Here is a 21,083-nt window from a genome sequence, read left to right as displayed (position 1 = left end):
CCTACAATTGGCCAAACTGTTTTATTTTTTTGTATAAGTACGACTATACCATGGGACAGGTTCACTTAATTTTTTTTCTTGTTTCAGTGCTTCAGGACCAATATAATCTTGAAGTGTTTTTTTTGCTACTGTTAAAGATAAGGTTGTTTTCGGATTTCGATAGGAGGATTCAAGATGACCAAGATGTGGTAGGATTCGAAAATCTTCTTTGGTAGGAGGAATATGGAAAAAATAATCACCTAAACGTATAAGAACATCAGATTGTTGTTGGCTAAAACGAGGATTTCTAGAAAAATGTAATCCTTCTTTAATAGCTTTTTTTTCAGCAATTAAGCGTTCTAAAGCCGTCTTTTTTAACCAGTATAAATACTTCGGATTAGTTGCAGCTTTAGCATGACGATTCACAACGAAAATAGATTGAGCTAGTCGATTAATAGAATGTTGGTTTTGTAATTGAGATTGTGGTTGTGAAGGTTTCATATTGAATCTCCTTTCAATTTTTCATTATTATAACATAAATAAAAGAGGTTTTTATTATATGCAAAAAGTGATTGTATATATTTTCAATATTAAAGCAATATTGTTACAAAAAACAACTATTTTGTATAATAGTAATAGAATGTGTTTTAGAAATTTGATAATGAAAGAGTGAGAAGTTTGAAAGAAATATTAAAACAGCAATATGCCATTATAGATATTGGATCTAATACAATGCGTTTAGTTATTTATGAAAAGCAAAACGGAGGTTTTTATAAGGAGATTGAAAATACGAAAGTGGTTGCTAGGTTAAGGAATTACTTAATTAATGGTGTGTTGATTGAAGAAGGAATAGAGGTATTGTTACAAACGTTATTTCAATTTCAAGAAAGTACACGATTCCACCAGTTGCATCATGTACTTTGTGTTGCAACAGCAACAATTAGACAGGCTGAGAATCAAGAGGCAATTAAAAAACTGGTTGAAGGACAAACAGACTTTACTCTTAGAGTCTTATCAGAATATGAGGAAGCACGTTACGGCTATTTAGCAGTTATGAATTCAACTTCGTTCTCTGAAGGAATTACAGTAGATATTGGTGGAGGAAGTACAGAAGTTACATACTTTCGAAATAGAGAGATTCTAGAGTACCATAGCTTTCCTTTTGGAGCCCTTTCTTTAAAGCAACAATTTATTAAAGAGGATATACCTACTGAAGACGAGTTGGAAAAGATTCAAACGTACTTAGACTATCAATTTCGAACATTACCATGGTTAATTGATAAGAAATTGCCTCTTATTGCAATTGGTGGTAGTGCGAGGAACTTAGTGAAAATCCATCAAAATTTAATTTGTTATCCTATAGCAGGGGTACATTTATATAAAATGAAAGAAGAAGATATTAAAAATGTGAAAGAAGAATTGGAAGCATTGTCGTTCATAGAACTTCAAAAATTGGAAGGATTGGCAAAAGATCGAGCAGATACAATTATTCCAGCAGTTGAAGTTTTTCATACGCTTGTTAATGTTATAGAGGCACCAGCATTTGTGTTAAGTAGAAAAGGGTTACGAGAAGGTGTTTTCTATGAAGAGTTGACAAAAGATTTGGGGATTTCATATTATCCGAACGTAGTCGAAGAAAGTTTACATTTATTATCACATGAATATGAAATGGATATGGAATTTGTAATTCAGCTTATTAAACATGGAAGACTCATTTGTCAAAAACTTGAAGAAACAGGGCTGATTTCTATGTCAGTAAAAGACTGGGAAGTATTCCATCAAGCAGCGAAAGTATTTAATATAGGTAAATATATAGACGAAGAAGCGAGCCGCTTACATACGTTTTATTTATTAGCGAATAAAACAATTGATGGGATGATGCATAAAGAGCGAGTTAGATTAGCGCTTATTGCGTCTTATAAATCAAAAATGTTATTCAAACAACATTTGTCCCCATTTGAAGGATGGTTTGATAAAAATGAACAAAAAAAAATCCGCCTATTAGGGGCTGTTTTACAGTTTTCAGCAGCTCTGAATATAAGACAAAGATCGCTTGTTGAATCGATATCTATAACAGAAAGTAAAGAAGGATTAACATTTAAAATTGTATGTGAGCAATCGGCATTAGCGGAAAAAGTGCAAGCTGAAAAACAAAAAAAGCAGCTGGAAAGAGTGTTGAAAACGACTATTAATTTATCCTTCGAATCAAAACGTTAAGTTGTACGGATGTCTTTACAAAAAATTAACACCTTGGAATATTGTAATTTGCTAAAATAAAAGTAACTAAATTATAGTAAAAAAGTTTCAGGGGAAGTGTGAAGAGGATGGAAATGTTGATGGGGAATATAGTAAATTTAAATGATACAGCTTATTACAATAATCGAGAATTAAGTTGGTTAGCATTTAATGAACGTGTACTACAAGAAGCACAGGATGAAAAAAATCCGCTCTTGGAAAGATTAAAGTTTATTAGCATTTTCAGTTCCAATTTAGATGAATTCTTTATGGTACGCGTAGCAGGATTGAAGGATCAAGTGAGTGCTGGGTTTAACCAACCAGAAAATAAGGCTGGCTTAACACCAAAAAAGCAATTAAATAAAATTGCGATAAAGGCCCATGAATTAATGACTGTACAATATGATACGTTTAAAAATTATGTGTTGCCAGCGCTGGAGTTAGAGGGGATTGAACGTTTAACATTCCACGATTTGACGAAAGAACAGAGGGAATTTATAGAAGAGTATTTTGATGAGCAAATTTTTCCAGTCTTAACACCTGTAGCTATTGATGCATATCGTCCATTTCCGATGTTATTAAATAAAAGTTTGAATTTAGCTACTCTTTTATATGATGAGAAACAAGTGGAGGAAGAAAACCGCACGAAGTTAGGAATTGTACAAGTTCCTTCATTACTTGAACGTTTCATATTTTTACCGAGTGAGGGACAAAAGCATAAATTTATTTTATTAGAAGATGTAATTAGTGGTTTTACTCATAAATTATTTACAGGATATAAAGTATCGTCTGTTACTCGTTTCCGTATTACACGCAATGCGGATTTAACGATTCATGAAGAAGGTGCGAGGGATTTATTAAAGGTAATTGAAAAAGAATTAAAAAAGCATAAGTGGGGAGCTGCTGTACGTTTAGAAGTTGGCAAAGAGCATATTGATGAAAGAGTATTAGCATTATTATATGAGGTGTTGGAAGTAAAAGATGAAGATGTGTATATAATGGATGGACCATTAGATTTAACATGTCTATTTTCTTTATATAAAAAACTAGCTCCTTTATATGAACATCTAGTATATCCGGCTCTTATTCCGCAACGGCCTCAAGACTTGGGGGATGCGGAAGATGTATTTGAAAAAGCAATTGAGCATGATATTTTATTACATCATCCGTTTGAATCGTTTCAGCCAGTAATTGATTTTGTCCGTGATGCGGCAGACGATCCGAATGTACTTGCGATCAAACAAACATTATACCGAGTAAGTGGGGATTCGCCGATTATTCAGGCGCTAAAGGTAGCGGCTGAAAAAGGAAAACAAGTGACGGTATTAGTTGAATTGAAGGCAAGATTTGATGAAGAAAATAATGTGCATTGGGCTAAAGAATTAGAAAAGGCAGGCTGTCACGTTATTTACGGTGTAAGTCATTTGAAAACACATAGTAAAATTACGCTAGTTGTAAGAAGAAAAAACGGAAAAATCGAAAGGTTCGTACATCTTGGGACTGGAAATTATAATGATGCAACAGCAAAGTTATATACTGATTTCGGATATATTACATCACGAAAAGACTTTGGGGTTGATGCAACAAATTTCTTTAATTATTTGAGTGGTTATACAACAAAGCCGCATTTTCATCATTTATCGGTTGCACCATTTGATATAAGAGAGCAATTTATGGATTTAATAGATGAAGAAATCCGTTATCATAGGCAATATGGAAATGGGTATATTATCGCTAAGATGAATTCATTAACAGATAAACCATTAATAAAAAAAATGTATGAAGCATCACAAGCTGGAGTAAAGGTAGAGCTTATCGTTCGAGGAACATGTTGTTTAAGGCCTGGTATTCCAAATGTAAGTGAAAATATTCGGGTAGTTAGTGTTGTCGGGAGATATTTAGAACATAGCCGAATTTATTATTTCCATCATAATGGAGAAGAGAAAATATACTTATCTTCAGCTGACTGGATGACGCGGAATATGGAGAAGCGAGTAGAAATATCTTTCCCGATATTAGATATTGAAATGAAGGCGAGAATTAAGGCGATTTTACAACTTATATTAGCTGATAATGTGAAAACACGTGAACAGAATAAATCTGGTGAGTACTACTATGTTATTAATAGTAGTACAGAAGAAATTGATAGCCAAGTGAAGTTGTTTAAGATGGCGTATCAAAACACGGATGCTGAATAATGAGAACAAAGTAAAAAAACCTCTTTTTTAAGAGGTTTTTTTACTTTGTTCTCTACTTATTATACATTCTCTAAATAGAAGGATGCGTAGAGAGAATAGTTTTTATTGTAAGCATGTTAATGGATCAGTTAAGAGAGGGAATAACATTGGTAGAATTGTTGGAGTACATTAATAATAGAATGGTTGTTGACAAGGTCCGCCATAACAAGGATAAGGTGTTGGCGGTGGGAAAGGTGGTGGATATGGTGGGTAATACGGTCTAGGACCGAAAGCTAATGCTCCACCGAGCAGTCCACCAGCAATCCCAGCTAGAAATGGAACACCAAAAAACGGAAAGAAGCGTGAGTCGCCTACTGGACCAATAGGTGCTGAACGGACTGGGATTGGTTGATAATATGGATACATGAACAAACCTCCTTTATTGGACTCATTTTTATCATATGGTAAATGAAACGTGGATGAGCGCGTACAAGAAAGGATATGTAAGAAAATAGGCGAATTATTACGAATGTTGGAGCGTAAAAATTGTAATTTCAGGTTTTGCCATAAATCGGAATGGGACGCGTGTTCTGCCAAGACCTCGATTGACATAGAGAGCTAAATCTTGAATCGTATAGAAACCTTCTACATAGTTTTTAGCAAGTGATGGGGTAATAATAGCGCCTAAAAAGGGAATTTGTACTTGTCCGCCATGGCTGTGACCAGAAAGTTGTAAGTTAACTGGATATTTAGCGATTTGTGGTGCAATATCTGGCTCGTGAACAAGAACAATATTATAAGTGTTGTGCCTCGCGTGCTGTAGTGTTTCCTCTATTTTGGGTTTGCCTAGTAGTATATCATCAAGACCGAAAATTGAAATTTCACTATTATCTAGTAGACGAATTCTCTTTTCGCTATTTAGTAGTAGTTCAAATCCAGATTCACGCATGATGTGCTCGTAGTATTCCGTTCCATATCCGCCGTGATCATGGTTACCATAAATAGAAAATTTACCGAAGGGTGCTTGTATATTTTTTAAAATAGATGGAACGAAAGGAGTGTCAGTATATGTTTGATAATTATCAATGAGATCACCAGTGAAAAGAACAATGTCAGGTTTTACAGCATTAATTTTAGAAACGATTTGAGATAAATGTTGGAGAGAGAAATAGTATCCGAGATGTAAATCGCTAAATTGAAGAATCTTCATACCATGAAAACTTTTGGGTATGAGTTGTGATTTAAGTGTATGCTCTGTAAAAGAGAGTAAATGAGGCTCAATATATTTAGCGTAATAGTATCCGATGCTAGTGGTTATAAATGAATATAGACAAGTGCGCATTCCAGCTTTAAAAAAATCTCTTCTTGTAATTTTCTTCATAAAAATATGAGTATACCTATTTAACTTATATCACATGTTTTCGTTACATTTATAGGTTACTCAAATCTCCTTTCAGTTTATTTAAAATATATTTTAAATAATAAAAAAGTAGTATAGATTACGAAAAAAACTAATAAAAAGAAACCTCTTTACGTTAAAGTATCAGAAAAGTTTAAAAATATAAAGATTTCTATTAAATAAAATGATAAAATGAATGTGTATTCATTTTTGGGAGGGGATGTATGTGAAAGAAAAGGTAGTTATTATAACAGGTGGATCGAGCGGAATGGGAAAAGGAATGGCGACCCGTTTTGCAAAAGAAGGGGCACGAGTTGTTATTACAGGACGTACAAAGGAAAAACTAGAGGAAACAAAGTTGGAAATTGAACAATTTCCGGGGCAAGTATTACCTGTACAAATGGATGTAAGAAATACAGATGACATTCAGAAAATGATTGAACAGATTGATGAGAAGTTTGGTCGAATTGATGTTTTAATAAACAATGCAGCTGGAAACTTTATTTGTCCAGCAGAAGATTTATCCGTGAATGGCTGGAATTCAGTCATTAATATTGTATTAAACGGTACATTTTACTGCAGCCATGCTGTCGGAAAATATTGGATTGAAAAAGGTATAAAAGGGAATATCATTAACATGGTGGCAACATATGCATGGGATGCAGGCCCAGGGGTTATCCATTCGGCAGCAGCTAAAGCTGGTGTATTAGCGATGACAAAAACTCTTGCTGTTGAGTGGGGACGTAAATATGGAATACGAGTTAACGCTATCGCACCAGGACCAATTGAACGTACAGGTGGTGCCGATAAATTATGGATTTCAGAAGAAATGGCTAAGCGTACATTGCAAAGTGTTCCACTTGGTAGAATGGGTACACCAGAAGAAATTGCGGGTCTAGCTTATTATTTATGTTCAGATGAAGCTGCATACATAAATGGAACTTGTATGACAATGGATGGTGGCCAGCATTTGCATCAATATCCATTTTAAAAAGGATGAAAAAACGAATGATTTATTCATTTCTTTGTGGTAAAATATGACGAAATTGTGACACCTAAAAGAAATGTGTTTACAAGAGGGGATATATACGTTATATTTAAGACCTCTTTTTTCTTCATAGTAGAATTGCTAATTCCCCTTAGCATTTTACCCCTCTAATCCCTTCAGGAAAACTGAAGGGATTTTTTATTATTTTTCCGTAAATATCGTGTTATAATTTTTGAAAAGTAAATGGAGGGAAGCACGTTGATAGATGCATTAGATGTAATGAGTAACTTGGATAAAGTCCTTCCTTATTATCAAGCTATTTTTAGTGCTGATGAGCATACAGTAATTGGATATGAAGTTGTAGGACGTATTCAAACAGAAGAGGGCATACAAAGTTTAGCATCTTTCTTCCATGATGATTCTATTCCGAGTGAGTTTCAACTTGAAGCGGATAACATCATCGTAGAAAAAGCGTTAAATAGGTATTTAGAAACGGATCAAAAATTATTATTATTTATACATCGGAATGCGAATGTATTAATGAATGATGAAGATGAAAGTTTACTTCAACTTTTGCTGATGTATGAAGAACAAGGTTTGAACTTACAACGCATTGTTCTGGAAATAACAGAACATGAATGTAAAGAAGATATAGAACAATTTAATCATTTACTCATGTATTATCGTACATATGGTATTCAAATTTCGATTAATAAAGTCGGAACGGGTACAAGTAATTTAGAGCGTATTAGCGTGTTAGCACCGGATATTTTAAAAGTAGATTTAACAAATTTAAGGCAAACTGCACTTTTACAATCTTATCAAGATATTTTATATTCCTTATCTTTACTTGCTAGAAGAATTGGTGCGACATTGTTATATGAAGAAATTGATGCTTTTTATCAACTACAATATGCTTGGAAAAACGGTGGTAGATATTATCAAGGTAATTATTTAAAAGAATGTTTACCTGATTTTATTGAAACGAATGTTTTAAAAGAGCGACTTGGTAATGAATGTCATCAATTTATTCTGCATGAGAAGAAGAAGTTGCAAAAAATTTATAATTTAACAGAGATGTTACGTGATCGAATTGGTGATGTTCTGTCAAAACAAAAAAAGAATGAAGATATAAATGATTGGTTATTACAATTTAGCCAAAGCATATCACAATATAGTTTTCGGATATTTATTTGTAATGAAGATGGTTTTCAACAATCGGGTAATATTATGAAAAAAGATGGTGGATGGATCATTATGCCAGAGTATTATATGAAGAACTGGAGCTGGCGCCCGTATTTTCTAGAAAATATAATGAAAATGCGTTTTGAGAATAAGGCAAGACTTTCAGATTTATATGCTGATATCGAAACTGGTGAAATGGTACGAACATTTTCATTCCCGATTGATGATGAAAACTTTTTATTTATAGATTTATCGTACGAATATTTATATGAAGAAGATGTTTTATTTTAATGCACGAAGAAATTCGTGTATTTTTTTGTTTGTTTTTATCATAAATTGGTAATAGTGAAAATGATGATGAAAATGCTGTCTATCGTTGTAAAGATTTTACGAACGAAATCATCCCTTTCTTTGCATAATCATTGTTACAATGAATACTACAAAGACAAGCTCTTTTAAAAGGAAGGTGAAAAAATGAAGAAATATGGAATATGGTTTGTTCTATTTATATGTGTTGCCTTTCTAGTTGGCTATAGTGTCACAACTGTCTTAGGAAAAGAAGAAGTGAAAGTGGATCGGAAAGAAGTGTTTACAACGATACAAAAAGGTTATGAGACGCAATTTTCAATCCGCGGGAAGCAAATACCTACGAATAAGATGATAGAGACGTTATCACCATATTTTACAAATAATTTCCTTCAAGTTTTTACAGATGAAAACAGTAGAAATGAAAAACAAAGTGGTGAATATTTACTTCCAGCAAAAGAAGCTCCATTTTCTTTTAATTCAGAAACAAAAATGTCTTATGATGAAGAACATAAAAATTTATATGTCTATGAGCGAACAAAGAGTGGACAATATCAAATTGTGACATTGCAAAAGGATAATGGAAAATGGAAATTAGCAGGGTATCATGAAAGTCAGGAACTGTTGACTGAAATAAAAAGGTTACAACAATTATGAGAATAGGAATAGGTGTCGCCTATTCCTATTCTATACCGAGTAGCTGTTGTAATTTTTCAATTTGAAAACCTGCCACAACTTCTTCGTCAATTACAACTGTTGGAGTTGAATAGGATTCATAGTCATATAAAAGACGATTGCGTGCAGCAGCGTCTTTTTTTATGTCAAATTCTTCGTATACAACGTTATTATGTTTTAAAAATTCTTTTACAATGGTACAAGGCGGACAATCAGGTTGTGTATAAACCTCAATTTTTTTCATTGTAATTCCTCCCTTTTTCTGTTGTTTATTATATTCTGCCAGTATAAAAAGCGCAATAAAGAAGTAAAAAGATGCTCTTTCATCTTTTTACTTCTTATTTCGACAAATTTTAGTTGAGTTTCTTGCCAAGAACCTTTATCCTAGATTGTGGAACGTTTTTTCTGTTATGACGGATAGAATGAGTATAGCTGTAAAACCTATTGGTAGGAAGATCAGAGAAAGGAGAGATTTCATGTCTCTACTCCAAGGAATTTTAACTCGACTTGTTAGTCTACAAGAACAAGCTGAAAGCGGTGAAGTAGCACAACGCTATTTTGAAGTGAACGGTGAGCGCAAATGTAGCGTGAAATTTTTCGATAAAAGTGAAATGTATGAGTTAGAAGTGTATCAACAAGGTGAAAAACCTCAAGTGTATCAATTCGATAACATCGATATGGTTGCAATTGAGATTTACGATATCATTTCTTGATACATATAAAAAAGGTACTGCCAAATGGCGGTACCTTTTTTAGTTATATTAATTAATGGGCTATATAGGTAGTAGAAGTTGTAATTTAAGTCGCGATTAAATAAAAGAGTTTTTACAAATGTATATGTATAGGAATTTTTTATTTTTCCTACAATGATAGTAAATATTAATAGGAGGTGCAAAGGATGGAACGCTTACCGATTGTTATTTGTCCTAATTGTCACAGTCATGCTGAAATTAATCACGTATTAACCGCCCAGTCTAATCAAAATGTAATATATACATGTAGGTTTTGTAATTATGTAATTCGAAATATTGAAACGAATAAAGGGTAGTAAGTTATAATTTTTGTTTTTGTCCCATACAATGAGAATACGAAAAGTCTGTCTAATTGAAAGGACGTGACTATGTGGACGGTGAGCATACATTTTATAATGTTTCAGAGAGACATTTGAATTTTGATATGGTATTTAACCGTATTTGTAGTTTCATTGAAAAGGATCCGCGAAATTTATATCGATTATCTATTGGGACAGACTCACAAGCGCATCAAAAGGATACGAGGTTTATTACAGCGATACATATTCATCGTGTTGGAAAAGGAGCATGGGGATGTTTGCATCATAAATCAGTGAAAAATAAGCCAGCAACGTTGCGAGAGAAAATATATTTAGAAACACAGTTTAGTCAAGAAATCGCCTATCTATTTACTCCCAATCATATACAAGCGATATGGGATTTATTGCACCCATACGCTCAAGATGGAGCAGGATTCATAATGGAAATTCATTTAGATATCGGGAATGATGGTTTAACAAAAGAATTTATTTTAGATATGACGATGAAAATTCAAGCAATGGGATTAACAGCAAAAATTAAACCAGATGCTTATGCGGCATTTAGTTACGCAAACAGATATACAAAATAATGTGAAATGATGTCTATATATTCGCAGTCGTTAAGTATTTCTAACAAAAACTGAATATTACATCTGTTAAATAGACTGAAAAATTTATATAATGAGAGTGATGATGCGAGTGCAAGGAGAGGAGCATATGGAAAAGGAATTTGTTTTAACAAGAGAAGAAGAAAATTTATTGTTGGATATTCTGTTTCAGCAAAATTACGCGAGCGAAATTTTAGCGGTGGAGCTTACAGACATTGAGAATGGTTTAAAACAGACAGATGTGACGCAATATAAAAAAATCACAAGATTGTTTTACCGATTAAAAAATAAAGGGTATTAAGCACTACCGGAATGGTAGTCTTTTTTTTATGTTATATGCTAAAATAGTTATGTATTTTTATTTTTATTAGAAGAATGTCAGGACAAAATAATAATATGAAAACGCTATCATAAAATGTAAATAGGATCGGAGAATATTAGCAGGAAAAAGGGAAAATGGGGGATGTAACATGATTAGTATTCCGAAAGACGAGTTTCAACAAATTCTTGTGAAGGATTTAATGATTTCATCAGATAAAGTAGCACATGTACAAATAGGGAATGGTCTAGAACATGCTTTACTCGTTCTTGTGAAATCTGGATATTCGGCGATTCCTGTTTTAGACCCTATGTATAAATTACATGGGTTAATTAGTACTGCTATGATTTTAGATGGTATTTTAGGATTAGAGCGCATTGAGTTTGAAAGACTTGAGAATATGAAAGTGGAACAAGTGATGAAGGAAGAGATTCCAGTTCTTACGTTAGAAGATTCTTTTGCAAAAGCTTTAGAAATGACAATTGATCATCCTTTTATTTGCGCTGTCAATGAAGAAGGTTACTTCGAGGGTATTTTAACACGGCGGGCTATTTTAAAATTGTTGAATAAAAAAGTGAGACAGCATAATCGATAACGTAGGGAAAGTGACTTCACAGAAAAGGCGAAGTCACTTTTTTTCGTGCATATCAGTTGTGTATGTATTATATTTAAAAAGACATAAAGCATAAGAAAAGTTTGAACTAACAAACCGTTCTAATGTATAAAAGTATGCAATTAAATTAAGGATGAAATACTTATTAAAATTAGGTGTATGGAAGCTAAGGAAAGAGGGAGAAAGTTGCAAATTGATGATTTTCAAATGATGGTTGTGTTAGCTCAGGAATCAAATATGAGAAAAGCGGCGGAACGTTTATTTGTTTCCCAACCTGCGCTTAGTCAACGATTACAATCTATGGAGAAACAATGGGGAATGAAATTTTTTATTCGTTCACAAAAAGGATTAACAATTACACCTGAAGGGGAAAAAGTTGCAAATTATGCAAAAGAAATGTTACAACGGGAAGAGGGTATTAAAAGTGAACTGGCTCTTTTTAGAACCGAAACATACGGTACGTTAAAAATAGCTGTTGCATCAGTCATTGGGCAATATTGGCTTCCACCTGTTTTGAAAAAATTCGTGCATAAGTATCCTTCTGTGAAGATATCTCTGTTTACTGGCTGGAGTAGTGAAGTGCAAAAGCAATTTTATGAAGGAGACGTTCATGTTGCTATACTGAGAGGATCACAAGAATACAAAGGGCAGAAACAACAATTATTTGAAGATGAATTATATTTAGTTGATAAAGAAATAAAAGATATTTCGATGTTAAAAGAGACAAATAGACCATTTATTCAATTTAAAAGTGATTCGACCTACTATGGACAAATACAAAATTGGTGGTATGGATTATTTTCAAATCCACCTAAGCGAACGATTGTAGTTGACCAAATTGAAACGTGCAAACAGCTTGTTTTAAATGGAATAGGTTATGCTCTTTTACCTTCGACTGTTTTAAAAGAAGTGCAGGAAAATATGTATAAAACACCTGTTCAATTAACGAGAGAAACATGGTTATTGACGAGTGACTCGGCAAGGCAGTTGAAGCAAGTACAAGCATTTTTAGAAATTATAGAAGAAATTCAAATGGAAAAATAAGATTATTGTCTTGCTACTCGCTCTATCGTTTGGTAGAGTAACATTATAAATGGATTTAGGAGGCAACAAGAATGAAAATGATGGACGCTAACGAAATTATTTCGTTTATTCAAAACAGTGAAAAGAAAACTCCTGTAAAGGTATACATAAAAGGGGATTTAAAAGAGGTAACATTCCCTGAAACAGTACAAGCATTTGTAAATAAAAAATCTGGTGTATTATTCGGGGAATGGTCTGAAATTAAGACAATTCTTGATGAAAATAACAAGCACATTGTTGACTATGTAGTTGAGAATGACCGTCGTAATTCTGCAATTCCAATGCTTGATTTAAAAGGTATTAAAGCTCGTATTGAGCCAGGCGCGATTATTCGTGACCATGTAGAAATTGGTGACAACGCTGTTATCATGATGAATGCAACAATTAACATCGGTGCTGTAATTGGTGAAGGTACTATGATCGACATGAACGCAGTGCTTGGTGGACGTGCAACAGTTGGTAAGAACTGTCACGTAGGTGCAGGTGCTGTACTTGCCGGTGTTATTGAGCCACCTTCTGCAAAACCAGTTATCGTTGAAGATGATGTTGTAATTGGTGCAAATGTAGTTGTTCTAGAAGGCGTTACAGTAGGTAAAGGTGCAGTTGTAGCAGCAGGAGCTGTTGTAACAGAAGATGTGCCTCCATATACAGTTGTTGCGGGAACTCCGGCACGTGTAATTAAAGAAATTGATGAGAAGACAAAAGCAAAAACTGAAATTAAACAAGAGCTTCGTCAATTAAACCCAGAGAAATAAAAAATAAAAAGCGTAAGAGCATGAATGTGCTCTTACGCTTTTTATAGATAGAGGTGCAAAAATGACAGTAAGCAAATTTGTCCAAGTTCGTAGAGATTTACATAAAATTCCGGAGATCGGATTTAAAGAGTGGAAAACACAACAGTATATTTTAGATTATATAGGAACGCTTCCTAATGAATATTTGGAAGTGAAAACATGGAAAACAGGTGTAATTGTTAAAGTAAATGGAAAAAATCCAGAAAAAATAATAGGTTATCGTGCAGATATAGACGGTCTACCAATTACAGAGGAAACTGGATATGAATTCTCTTCTGTCCATGAAGGAATGATGCATGCATGTGGACATGATTTGCATGCAACAATCGGTTTAGGACTTCTAACAGCGGCTGTAAGCGAAAGAATAGATGATGATCTTGTGTTTATATTCCAACCAGCTGAAGAAGGTCCAGGTGGTGCACTTCCTATGTTAGAAAGCGATGAGTTAAAAGAATGGAAGCCTAATATGATTCTTGGACTTCATATTGCGCCTGAATACTCTGTGGGAACAATTGCGACAAAAGAAGGTTTATTATTTGCGAATACATCAGAGCTATACGTTGATTTAAAAGGAAAAGGTGGACATGCTGCATATCCGCATACAGCAAATGATATGATTGTTGCAGCGAGTCATCTCGTTACACAACTTCAATCAGTTATTAGTCGTAATGTGAACCCTCTTGACAGTGCGGTAATTACAATTGGGAAAATTACAGGTGGTACAGTTCAAAACATTATCGCAGAAAAGTCTCGTTTAGAAGGAACAATTCGAACGCTATCAGTGGAATCAATGAAACGTGTTAAAAGCCGAATTGAGGCAATTGTTGCGGGAATAGAAACTTCTTTTCAATGTGAAGCTGTTATTGACTACGGAGCGATGTATCATCAAGTGTATAACCATGAGGAGCTAACGAGAGAGTTTATGCAATTTACACGTGAACAAACGACTATGGACGTAATTACGTGTACGGAGGCAATGACAGGTGAAGACTTTGGTTATATGCTTCGAGAGATACCTGGATTTATGTTTTGGCTTGGAGTAAATTCAGAATATGGTTTACATCATGCGAAATTAAAACCAGACGAAGAGGTTATTGAGAAAGCAATTGTATTTTTAAATCAATATGTGAAGTGGAAGGGAAATAGAAAGTGAACTTACTCGCTAATTGTGCAATAGTTTAGAGTGGGGACTTCTTAGTTCAGAGACGAAAACATCTTTCGTATTCGTTCGTGTTAGACATCTTCATACAAATGAGTAAAGTTAAATTTGACGTCTTAATAATGAGCAGGGGGTTTTTAGCCACTGCTCATTATTAATTATTGCTAATAGGGAAGATAATTATTTAACTACCCTATATATGTTTACTTTTAGTATGAAAAGTGTGTAAAATCAATGTGATACATAGAAAAAGGGTGGGGAATTACGTGCAAATTAGCAGTGCGATTTTATGTTTCGTCTTATATGCATATGTTATTATTGCGGCGGTTTATTTTGGGATAAGTTTTTACGCCTATCGTTTAGCAAATAATAGTGAATATGAAGAAACATACAAATGGGTGAAAAGATATTTGTCACCTGTACTAGAAATTATGAATGGATTTGTTCTTTTTTTATTTATTGGATTAATTGCTTTCTCGACGAGTTTAGTAGGGAATAAGACTACGTTATTTGTACTAGGTATCATTATTTTTATGCTATTAGGAATTCGGATTGGTAATACGGTGTTTTGGAACGAAAGAAAAATAGATGGTTGGACAGGGATGTTTATTCCATGTATGTTAGCTGCAATTGTGACGAATATAGAACATGAATATTATCAATTACATTTTTGGCTTATCATTGTTTTAACAATCCTCTCTGTTTTGTATATAAGTACTGTCGTGCTAACATACATCGCAAATGAAAAAGGAGATGCAAAAGGTGCGCACTTCTTTAGAGGGCGTGCATTATTATGGAGTGTGCCGACGATGGCAGTTATAGGAATTATTGCGATATTAGTAAATGGATATCAATTTACTAATTGGCAATTGTTTTTAGAAACTTGGTGGATCTTCATTGTTTCGCTTGTAGCTTTTTTAGGCGCAACACATTATTTATTCCATCAACATCATTACATATTGGCACTGTTATTCGCATTTACACAACTTTTATTTGCTTTTTTCGGACAAGAAACGCTATTGTTCGTTTTTGAAACATTTAGTTCATTTGGAAATATATTTGTATTTGGTATGTTAATTTTCGGTATCGCGTTTTATTTACAACAGTATTTTTATATGCAAAAACAAAAATAAGAAGTATATACAGGTTTTTGTAGCGAATTTAAAGTATGTTACAATAAAAGTACATAGTATTTGATGTTATTGGAGGAATTCCTGTGGGCGAAAAAGAGAAAGAATTTGCTGTTATTGGGCTTGGCCGTTTTGGTGGAAGTATTTGCCGTGAATTAGCTCAATTAGGTATGGAAGTAATGGCAATTGACTCAGATGAGGATAAAATTAATGAGTTTGCAAATATAGCTTCGCATGCTGTAATTGCAGATTCAACAGATGAGATGGTATTAAAAAGTCTTGGTATTCGTAATTTTGATCATGTAGTCGTTGCTATTGGAGATAATTTGAATTCAAGTATTTTAACAACGTTAATTTTGAAAGAATTAGGTGTGAAAAATATTACTGTAAAAGCTCAAAATGACTATCATGAAAAAGTGTTAAGTAAAATAGGGGCAGATCATATTGTGCATCCAGAACGAGATATGGGAAAAAGGATTGCTAATAATATCGCATCAAGTAATGTGTTAGATTACCTAGAGCTTTCAGATGAGCATAGTATTGTAGAGATTATCGCAAATAAAAAAATTGATGGGCACTCTTTAATTGAATTAGATATTCGTGCGAAGTTTGGTTTGAACATTGTAGCAATTAAACGTGGAAAAGAAGTTATCGTATCTCCTCGAGCTACAGAAAACGTTCAGGCGGGAGATATATTAATTGTAATTGGTCATGACGATGAAGTAGATCGTTTTAAGCATTTTTTAAGATAAGAGAAAAGGACAATGCCGAGGAGGCATTGTCCTTTTTCTTATATTTCCATAATGATTGGTAAAATCATTGGACGACGTTTCGTTTTTTCGTATAGGAATGGTGCTAATGTGTCTGTAATCTCATTTTTAATTTCAGACCATTGTGTTGTTTTTCGCTCCATTACTTTTTCTAAATGTGTTGTAATTAATGTTTGAGCATCGTTGATTAAATCGCTGCTTTCACGCATATAAACGAAACCACGCGAGATGATATCAGGTCCTGCTGCAACTTTAAATTCTTTCATATCAATGCTTACAACTACAATAACAAGTCCTTCTTCAGAAAGAATGCGACGATCACGTAATACGATATTACCGATATCTCCAATACCATTTCCATCGATATAGACAGAGCCAGATGGAATTTTCCCAGCTACGCTTGCTTCATCAGAACGTAAAGCAAGAACATCTCCATTATCCATAATGAAACAATTTTCTTCTGGAATACCACAATCATTCGCTAATTTCATATGCATACGTTGCATACGATATTCACCATGAATTGGCATGAAATATTTCGGCTTAATAAGACGTAGCATTAACTTTTGTTCTTCTTGTCCACCGTGTCCACTCGTATGAATATTTGAGAGTTTACCATGGATTACATCAGCACCAGCGCGGTACAACATGTTAATTATACGACTTACACTAATTGTATTGCCTGGGATTGGTGAAGAAGAGAAAACAACTGTATCGCCAGGGATAATTTGAATTTGACGATGTGTACCATTGGCAATACGTGAAAGTGCTGCCATCGGCTCCCCTTGACTACCTGTACATAACATAACAACTTTATTAGCTGGTAGGCGGTTTAGCTGAGATGTGTCTATGAATGTATCCTTTGGACACCGGATATAACCAAGGTTTTGTCCGATTTCAATAGCCGCTTCCATACTTCGACCGAATACAGCTACTTTACGATTGTTTTCAACAGCAGCCTCAACAACTTGTTGTAAGCGATGGATATTCGATGCAAAGGTTGCGAATATAATACGACCGTCTACTTTGCGGAATATATCTTGAATACTATCACCAACGCGGCGCTCAGACATCGTAAAGTTTGGCACTTCACTGTTTGTACTATCAGATAAGAGACAAAGTACACCGTCTTTTCCGATTTCGGCCATTTTTGTTAAATCTGCTGGCTCACCTACTGGTGTGAAATCAAATTTGAAATCACCTGTATGAACGACTTGTCCTTGAGGTGTTTTCACAACAACTCCGTATGAATCCGGAATACTGTGAGTTGTACGGAAGAAGGAAACAGATGTCTTTTTAAATTTAATAACATCATCTTCTTGAATTTCATAAAGTTTTGCTTTACGAAGTAATCCGTGCTCTTCTAATTTGTTTTTTATTAGGGCAATTGCTAATTTTCCACCGTAAATTGGAATGTTTACTTGACGTAATAGATAAGGAATTCCACCGATATGATCTTCGTGACCATGTGTAATGAATAACCCTTTAATTTTATCTTCGTTTCGCACAAAATAAGTGTAATCTGGTATTACATAATCGATCCCGAGGAGTTCGTCTTCTGGAAATTTAATTCCAGCATCAATTATAATAATTTCATCTTGAAATTGAACAGCATATGTATTTTTACCGATTTCACCAAGACCACCGAGGGCAAAAACGGCAGCTTGATCATTTTTTAGGAATTTCATATGACTATACGATCTCCGCTAATATTAAATCAGCGTTTTGTTTTTCATATTCAAGATGAGCACCAGTAACAGACTGAACGAACTCGATATTATATGCGAACTTATTTAATTTTTTACGAACATCCTTTTGAGACGTAGCCTCTAAATATAAAACTTTTGTATTTTCACGTACTGGGACCTCAGTTAATTTTTCTTGATAAAATACTTTAAAAATCATTGGGAAAACCTCTCCTTGTCTATGTTTTGCATTATCTGTTACTTATTATAAAGCAAACAGTCACGATTTTCATGTTTTTTCGAATGAGAATGAAGAAAAAGCCCGAAATGGGCACAATTTAAGCGATTGTCTTCTTACGGACTAAATCGTTTAAATAACGCTTGAGCTTTTTCTTCAGCTTCTTCAGCATGATTACTCCTTCCTTTCCTTATTTAAAACATGCATATTACTAATGATAACTCTGTCTCCCATACAAGAAAGAAGATTAGAAGTGAATAGTGAATCTTGTTCTTTTTAGTATAGTGTAAGTTATCTTGTAGTAACGATTAGTAGCCGTTAGTTATAGATATAGTATGAGGAAGAATAGAAAAGAAAATTCATCCGAACAAGTATCCACATTTTTTCACTAATAGTATATGCACATTTCATAAATAAGGTCAGAAAGTGAACGCTTTCTTCACAGATGTTTAATATGTTATACTTTTTTTTGAAATTTGAAAAGTGATAATCAAAATAGGAATATAGAGTGCCAGAAAGGATTTTGACAAATGAATGATAAAATTGTCTTTTTTGATATTGATGGAACATTATTAGATCATGATAAGAAAATTCCGCAATCTACAAGAGATGCAGTAAGAGATTTACAAGAAAAAGGTGTGCATGTAGCGATTGCGACAGGGCGTGCGCCATTTATGTTTGAAGATATTCGTGAGGAACTCAATATACATAATTATGTTAGTTTTAACGGGCAGTATGTTGTATTTGAGGATGAGGTATTATTTAATAATCCATTACATCCTGATGCTCTACATAAGTTTACTCAGTTTGCAAAACAAGAAGGATATCCACTTGTATATCTTGACCATCAAGAAATGAGAGCGTCAGTGGAATATCATGATTATGTAAAAGAAGGTTTTGGAAGCTTACAATTCGATCATCCGGCATATGAACCTGATTTTTATGAGAAACGCGATATTTATCAAACGCTTCTTTTTTGTGAAGTAAACGAAGAAGAAAAGTTTATTCATCATTATCCAGATTTTCATTTTATACGCTGGCATGCATATTCAATGGATATTATCCCTAATGGTGGTTCTAAGGCAAAAGGGATTGAGAAGTTTATTGAGAAAATAGGATTTAATCGTGAACAAGTATATGCATTTGGGGACGGATTAAATGATTTAGAAATGATTGAAGCAGTAGGAACGGGCATTGTGATGGGGAATGGTCATGAGGATTTGAAAAAACTTGCTAATTATGTGACAAAAGATGTTAATGAAGACGGTATTTATCACGGATTAAAGTGGGCTGGCTTGTTATAAGTAAGTGTGGAACCCATTTCATATAATAAAAAGGCGGAAGGTTAACTTCCGCCTTTTTACTATTATCGCTCGAGAGGTTTTGAATCATCGGGAGCCACAAATGGATTGTCTTTATTAATATGGTCATAGAACATAACACCGTTTAAATGGTCGATTTCATGTTGGAATACAATTGCTGGTAAACCTTTTAATCGCAGTTTTACGTCTTCACCGTTAATCGTTGTTGCCTTTACTGTAATTCTCGTGTAACGAGGGACATAACCAGGTACTTCACGGTCTACAGATAGACAGCCTTCACCATTTTGTAAATATGTACGTTCAACAGAATGACTAATGATTTTTGGGTTAAATAACGCGTAGCTATATAACGTATCGTTCGTATCAGTTACATGAACCGCAATCATTTTCTTTGAAATACCGATTTGCGGAGCCGCTAATCCGATTCCGGGGCGTAAATTATATTTTTCAGCCATTTCAGGGTCCTGGCTATTTATTACAAATTCAATCATTTCTTTAAGAGTATTTGTATCTTCCTCGCTAGCAGGTAAGGAGACCTCTTCTGCGACGTCGCGCAAAATAGGATTTCCTTCACGAATTACCTCATTCATTGTAAGCATATGTAATCTCTCCTTTCTCCTTTAGTCTACCAAAGGAGATAAAAAAAGTCATCGGCAAGTAAGGAAGAGCTACTTGGAAACAAATCTTCTACAGATAAGTTATGTAATAAAAAGAAAAGACGGCAAAGCCGTCTGTTTCTTTCCATAGTTGTTTCATTTTACATTAATTAGCGAATGCAAGCAGCACCAACGATAATTAAAAGGATAAACAACACAACGATTAAGGCGAAGCCGCTTCCAGATCCGCCACAAGAACCGCCATAACCGTAGGAAGGATATGAACAAGTTGTTGGATAGCAATATGAGTATCCGTACATGAGATGACCTCCTTTATCATTTCCCGCTAATACTGCGGTTACTATAATGTATGGAGGAATGATCAGAAATGTATAGGTATTTACCTATAAAAGGAAGAAGTGTTTGTATAATTTTCTTGAGAAGAGAGAAAAACTAAGGAGAATTAAATCGTTTACATATTATTCTAAGAGAAAAAATAAGTTAAAAAGGGAATAATATAACAGCAGGTTATTGCTTACTAATACAGATGTGAAAAATAAAAACACGTTTGTGTAGAGGAAACCGGCATATTATTTATAAAAAAACGTATTCAAAGTAATTGACATCGTAATTAGAATAGTTGTAAACTAAAAAACGTGATCAAGATTGTATTAATATGTTTTTGAAAAAACATTAGTACAGATTGTTAGGTACACAAAATTATTCTCAACCGACAAACAAATTTGTTGGTTTACATTGTTGCGCTTTCAG

General features: G+C 34.0%; 24 protein-coding genes. 16 read left to right on the top strand and 8 right to left on the bottom strand.

What is annotated here, in order from left to right; all coding sequences use genetic code 11:
* Positions 1 to 21 precede the first annotated feature (21 nt).
* Positions 22 to 480 carry a YkyB family protein gene (locus NSS97_RS20365; protein ID WP_000804864.1) on the bottom strand — a complete coding sequence of 153 codons (459 nt, stop codon included), beginning with the start codon at positions 478 to 480 and terminating at the stop codon, positions 22 to 24.
* A gap of 177 nt (positions 481 to 657) precedes the next feature.
* Between NSS97_RS20365 and ppx the strand changes: the two genes are divergently transcribed.
* Together ppx and NSS97_RS20355 are read left to right on the top strand one after the other, a co-directional pair.
* Complete coding sequence (gene ppx / locus NSS97_RS20360) at positions 658 to 2,196, top strand: exopolyphosphatase (RefSeq protein ID WP_107886405.1); 1,539 nt, start codon at positions 658 to 660, stop codon at positions 2,194 to 2,196.
* Positions 2,197 to 2,303: 107 nt separating this feature from the next.
* Entirely contained in the window at positions 2,304 to 4,412 is a 2,109-nt protein-coding gene (locus NSS97_RS20355) for a polyphosphate kinase (protein ID WP_341113900.1), read from the top strand.
* Positions 4,413 to 4,580: 168 nt separating this feature from the next.
* On the opposite strand, the gene NSS97_RS20350 is transcribed toward NSS97_RS20355, so the two are convergent.
* Together NSS97_RS20350 and NSS97_RS20345 are read right to left on the bottom strand one after the other, a co-directional pair.
* The gene (locus NSS97_RS20350; RefSeq protein WP_000283744.1) at positions 4,581 to 4,817 is read right to left on the bottom strand and encodes a hypothetical protein; all 237 of its coding nucleotides are present in this window, start codon (positions 4,815 to 4,817) and stop codon (positions 4,581 to 4,583) included.
* A gap of 97 nt (positions 4,818 to 4,914) precedes the next feature.
* Complete coding sequence (locus NSS97_RS20345) at positions 4,915 to 5,772, bottom strand: metallophosphoesterase (RefSeq protein WP_107886407.1); 858 nt, start codon at positions 5,770 to 5,772, stop codon at positions 4,915 to 4,917.
* Between the two features lie 244 nt (positions 5,773 to 6,016).
* Here NSS97_RS20345 and fadH point away from each other — a divergent pair, with 244 nt between their 5' ends.
* The 3 genes from fadH to NSS97_RS20330 all read left to right on the top strand — a co-directional run bounded on the left by fadH (position 6,017) and on the right by NSS97_RS20330 (position 8,926).
* Positions 6,017 to 6,781 carry a 2,4-dienoyl-CoA reductase gene (gene fadH / locus NSS97_RS20340; RefSeq protein ID WP_088034435.1) on the top strand — a complete coding sequence of 255 codons (765 nt, stop codon included), beginning with the start codon at positions 6,017 to 6,019 and terminating at the stop codon, positions 6,779 to 6,781.
* Positions 6,782 to 7,036: 255 nt separating this feature from the next.
* Positions 7,037 to 8,254, top strand: a complete 1,218-nt coding sequence (locus NSS97_RS20335; protein WP_002128891.1) for an EAL domain-containing protein — start codon at positions 7,037 to 7,039, stop codon at positions 8,252 to 8,254.
* A 183-nt stretch (positions 8,255 to 8,437) separates the two neighbouring features.
* Positions 8,438 to 8,926, top strand: coding sequence for a DUF3993 domain-containing protein (locus NSS97_RS20330; protein ID WP_002128890.1), 489 nt, complete (start codon positions 8,438 to 8,440; stop codon positions 8,924 to 8,926).
* Positions 8,927 to 8,951: 25 nt separating this feature from the next.
* On the opposite strand, the gene NSS97_RS20325 is transcribed toward NSS97_RS20330, so the two are convergent.
* Positions 8,952 to 9,188, bottom strand: coding sequence for a glutaredoxin domain-containing protein (locus tag NSS97_RS20325; RefSeq protein WP_002014835.1), 237 nt, complete (start codon positions 9,186 to 9,188; stop codon positions 8,952 to 8,954).
* Positions 9,189 to 9,420: 232 nt separating this feature from the next.
* On the opposite strand from NSS97_RS20325, the gene NSS97_RS20320 reads away from it, so the two are divergent.
* From NSS97_RS20320 to NSS97_RS20275, 10 genes are all read left to right on the top strand, one after another.
* Entirely contained in the window at positions 9,421 to 9,657 is a 237-nt protein-coding gene (locus NSS97_RS20320; protein ID WP_000055151.1) for a YkuJ family protein, read from the top strand.
* 185 nt (positions 9,658 to 9,842) lie between these two features.
* Entirely contained in the window at positions 9,843 to 9,992 is a 150-nt protein-coding gene (locus tag NSS97_RS20315) for a hypothetical protein (RefSeq protein ID WP_002033828.1), read from the top strand.
* A 74-nt stretch (positions 9,993 to 10,066) separates the two neighbouring features.
* Positions 10,067 to 10,585, top strand: a complete 519-nt coding sequence (locus NSS97_RS20310) for a ribonuclease H-like YkuK family protein (RefSeq protein WP_002033829.1) — start codon at positions 10,067 to 10,069, stop codon at positions 10,583 to 10,585.
* 127 nt (positions 10,586 to 10,712) lie between these two features.
* Complete coding sequence (abbA, locus tag NSS97_RS20305) at positions 10,713 to 10,904, top strand: antirepressor AbbA (RefSeq protein WP_002145987.1); 192 nt, start codon at positions 10,713 to 10,715, stop codon at positions 10,902 to 10,904.
* A gap of 169 nt (positions 10,905 to 11,073) precedes the next feature.
* Entirely contained in the window at positions 11,074 to 11,517 is a 444-nt protein-coding gene (cbpB, locus tag NSS97_RS20300; protein ID WP_002014839.1) for a cyclic-di-AMP-binding protein CbpB, read from the top strand.
* 177 nt (positions 11,518 to 11,694) lie between these two features.
* Complete coding sequence (locus NSS97_RS20295; protein WP_002014840.1) at positions 11,695 to 12,579, top strand: LysR family transcriptional regulator; 885 nt, start codon at positions 11,695 to 11,697, stop codon at positions 12,577 to 12,579.
* A 71-nt stretch (positions 12,580 to 12,650) separates the two neighbouring features.
* On the top strand, positions 12,651 to 13,373 hold the full coding sequence (dapD, locus tag NSS97_RS20290) for a 2,3,4,5-tetrahydropyridine-2,6-dicarboxylate N-acetyltransferase (protein ID WP_002014841.1): 723 nt from the start codon (positions 12,651 to 12,653) through the stop codon (positions 13,371 to 13,373).
* A 61-nt stretch (positions 13,374 to 13,434) separates the two neighbouring features.
* Positions 13,435 to 14,565, top strand: coding sequence for an amidohydrolase (locus NSS97_RS20285; protein WP_107886408.1), 1,131 nt, complete (start codon positions 13,435 to 13,437; stop codon positions 14,563 to 14,565).
* Between the two features lie 272 nt (positions 14,566 to 14,837).
* Positions 14,838 to 15,704, top strand: coding sequence for a hypothetical protein (locus NSS97_RS20280; protein ID WP_002014843.1), 867 nt, complete (start codon positions 14,838 to 14,840; stop codon positions 15,702 to 15,704).
* A gap of 83 nt (positions 15,705 to 15,787) precedes the next feature.
* Positions 15,788 to 16,453 carry a potassium channel family protein gene (locus tag NSS97_RS20275; RefSeq protein ID WP_000504033.1) on the top strand — a complete coding sequence of 222 codons (666 nt, stop codon included), beginning with the start codon at positions 15,788 to 15,790 and terminating at the stop codon, positions 16,451 to 16,453.
* A 38-nt stretch (positions 16,454 to 16,491) separates the two neighbouring features.
* Here the strand turns inward: NSS97_RS20275 and rnjA are convergent, their stop codons facing one another.
* Both rnjA and NSS97_RS20265 read right to left on the bottom strand, forming a co-directional pair.
* Positions 16,492 to 18,159, bottom strand: a complete 1,668-nt coding sequence (gene rnjA / locus NSS97_RS20270; RefSeq protein ID WP_060749587.1) for a ribonuclease J1 — start codon at positions 18,157 to 18,159, stop codon at positions 16,492 to 16,494.
* Between the two features lie 4 nt (positions 18,160 to 18,163).
* Positions 18,164 to 18,376, bottom strand: coding sequence for a DNA-dependent RNA polymerase subunit epsilon (locus tag NSS97_RS20265; RefSeq protein WP_000576436.1), 213 nt, complete (start codon positions 18,374 to 18,376; stop codon positions 18,164 to 18,166).
* 548 nt (positions 18,377 to 18,924) lie between these two features.
* On the opposite strand from NSS97_RS20265, the gene NSS97_RS20260 reads away from it, so the two are divergent.
* Positions 18,925 to 19,698 carry a Cof-type HAD-IIB family hydrolase gene (locus tag NSS97_RS20260; RefSeq protein WP_002033835.1) on the top strand — a complete coding sequence of 258 codons (774 nt, stop codon included), beginning with the start codon at positions 18,925 to 18,927 and terminating at the stop codon, positions 19,696 to 19,698.
* Positions 19,699 to 19,760: 62 nt separating this feature from the next.
* Here NSS97_RS20260 and def read toward each other — a convergent pair whose 3' ends face one another.
* Both def and NSS97_RS20250 read right to left on the bottom strand, forming a co-directional pair.
* Positions 19,761 to 20,315 (bottom strand): peptide deformylase, encoded by a 555-nt coding sequence (gene def / locus NSS97_RS20255; RefSeq protein WP_002014846.1) that lies wholly within the window; start codon positions 20,313 to 20,315, stop codon positions 19,761 to 19,763.
* Positions 20,316 to 20,482: 167 nt separating this feature from the next.
* Positions 20,483 to 20,632, bottom strand: a complete 150-nt coding sequence (locus NSS97_RS20250) for a YjcZ family sporulation protein (RefSeq protein WP_002014847.1) — start codon at positions 20,630 to 20,632, stop codon at positions 20,483 to 20,485.
* Between the last annotated feature and the right edge of the window lie 451 nt (positions 20,633 to 21,083).

It is taken from the genome of Bacillus sp. FSL R12-0074 (assembly GCF_038005725.1).
GTDB lineage: Bacteria > Bacillota > Bacilli > Bacillales > Bacillaceae_G > Bacillus_A > Bacillus_A mycoides.
The sequence above is the reverse complement of the archived record's forward strand: the minus strand, read 5'-3'. Positions and strand labels throughout refer to the sequence as shown.

Excerpts from the sequence above, each read along its gene's own strand:
- NSS97_RS20365 (WP_000804864.1), bottom strand. The coding sequence starts at position 480 with ATGAAACCTTCACAACCACAATCTCAATTACAAAACCAACATTCTATT.
- NSS97_RS20355 (WP_341113900.1), top strand. The coding sequence starts at position 2,304 with ATGGAAATGTTGATGGGGAATATAGTAAATTTAAATGATACAGCTTAT.
- NSS97_RS20350 (WP_000283744.1), bottom strand. The coding sequence starts at position 4,817 with ATGTATCCATATTATCAACCAATCCCAGTCCGTTCAGCACCTATTGGT.
- NSS97_RS20345 (WP_107886407.1), bottom strand. The coding sequence starts at position 5,772 with ATGAAGAAAATTACAAGAAGAGATTTTTTTAAAGCTGGAATGCGCACT.
- NSS97_RS20330 (WP_002128890.1), top strand. The coding sequence starts at position 8,438 with ATGAAGAAATATGGAATATGGTTTGTTCTATTTATATGTGTTGCCTTT.
- NSS97_RS20325 (WP_002014835.1), bottom strand. The coding sequence starts at position 9,188 with ATGAAAAAAATTGAGGTTTATACACAACCTGATTGTCCGCCTTGTACC.
- NSS97_RS20320 (WP_000055151.1), top strand. The coding sequence starts at position 9,421 with ATGTCTCTACTCCAAGGAATTTTAACTCGACTTGTTAGTCTACAAGAA.
- NSS97_RS20315 (WP_002033828.1), top strand. The coding sequence starts at position 9,843 with ATGGAACGCTTACCGATTGTTATTTGTCCTAATTGTCACAGTCATGCT.
- abbA (WP_002145987.1), top strand. The coding sequence starts at position 10,713 with ATGGAAAAGGAATTTGTTTTAACAAGAGAAGAAGAAAATTTATTGTTG.
- cbpB (WP_002014839.1), top strand. The coding sequence starts at position 11,074 with ATGATTAGTATTCCGAAAGACGAGTTTCAACAAATTCTTGTGAAGGAT.
- NSS97_RS20295 (WP_002014840.1), top strand. The coding sequence starts at position 11,695 with ATGGAAGCTAAGGAAAGAGGGAGAAAGTTGCAAATTGATGATTTTCAA.
- dapD (WP_002014841.1), top strand. The coding sequence starts at position 12,651 with ATGAAAATGATGGACGCTAACGAAATTATTTCGTTTATTCAAAACAGT.
- NSS97_RS20285 (WP_107886408.1), top strand. The coding sequence starts at position 13,435 with ATGACAGTAAGCAAATTTGTCCAAGTTCGTAGAGATTTACATAAAATT.
- rnjA (WP_060749587.1), bottom strand. The coding sequence starts at position 18,159 with ATGAAATTCCTAAAAAATGATCAAGCTGCCGTTTTTGCCCTCGGTGGT.
- NSS97_RS20265 (WP_000576436.1), bottom strand. The coding sequence starts at position 18,376 with ATGATTTTTAAAGTATTTTATCAAGAAAAATTAACTGAGGTCCCAGTA.
- NSS97_RS20260 (WP_002033835.1), top strand. The coding sequence starts at position 18,925 with ATGAATGATAAAATTGTCTTTTTTGATATTGATGGAACATTATTAGAT.
- def (WP_002014846.1), bottom strand. The coding sequence starts at position 20,315 with ATGCTTACAATGAATGAGGTAATTCGTGAAGGAAATCCTATTTTGCGC.
- NSS97_RS20250 (WP_002014847.1), bottom strand. The coding sequence starts at position 20,632 with ATGTACGGATACTCATATTGCTATCCAACAACTTGTTCATATCCTTCC.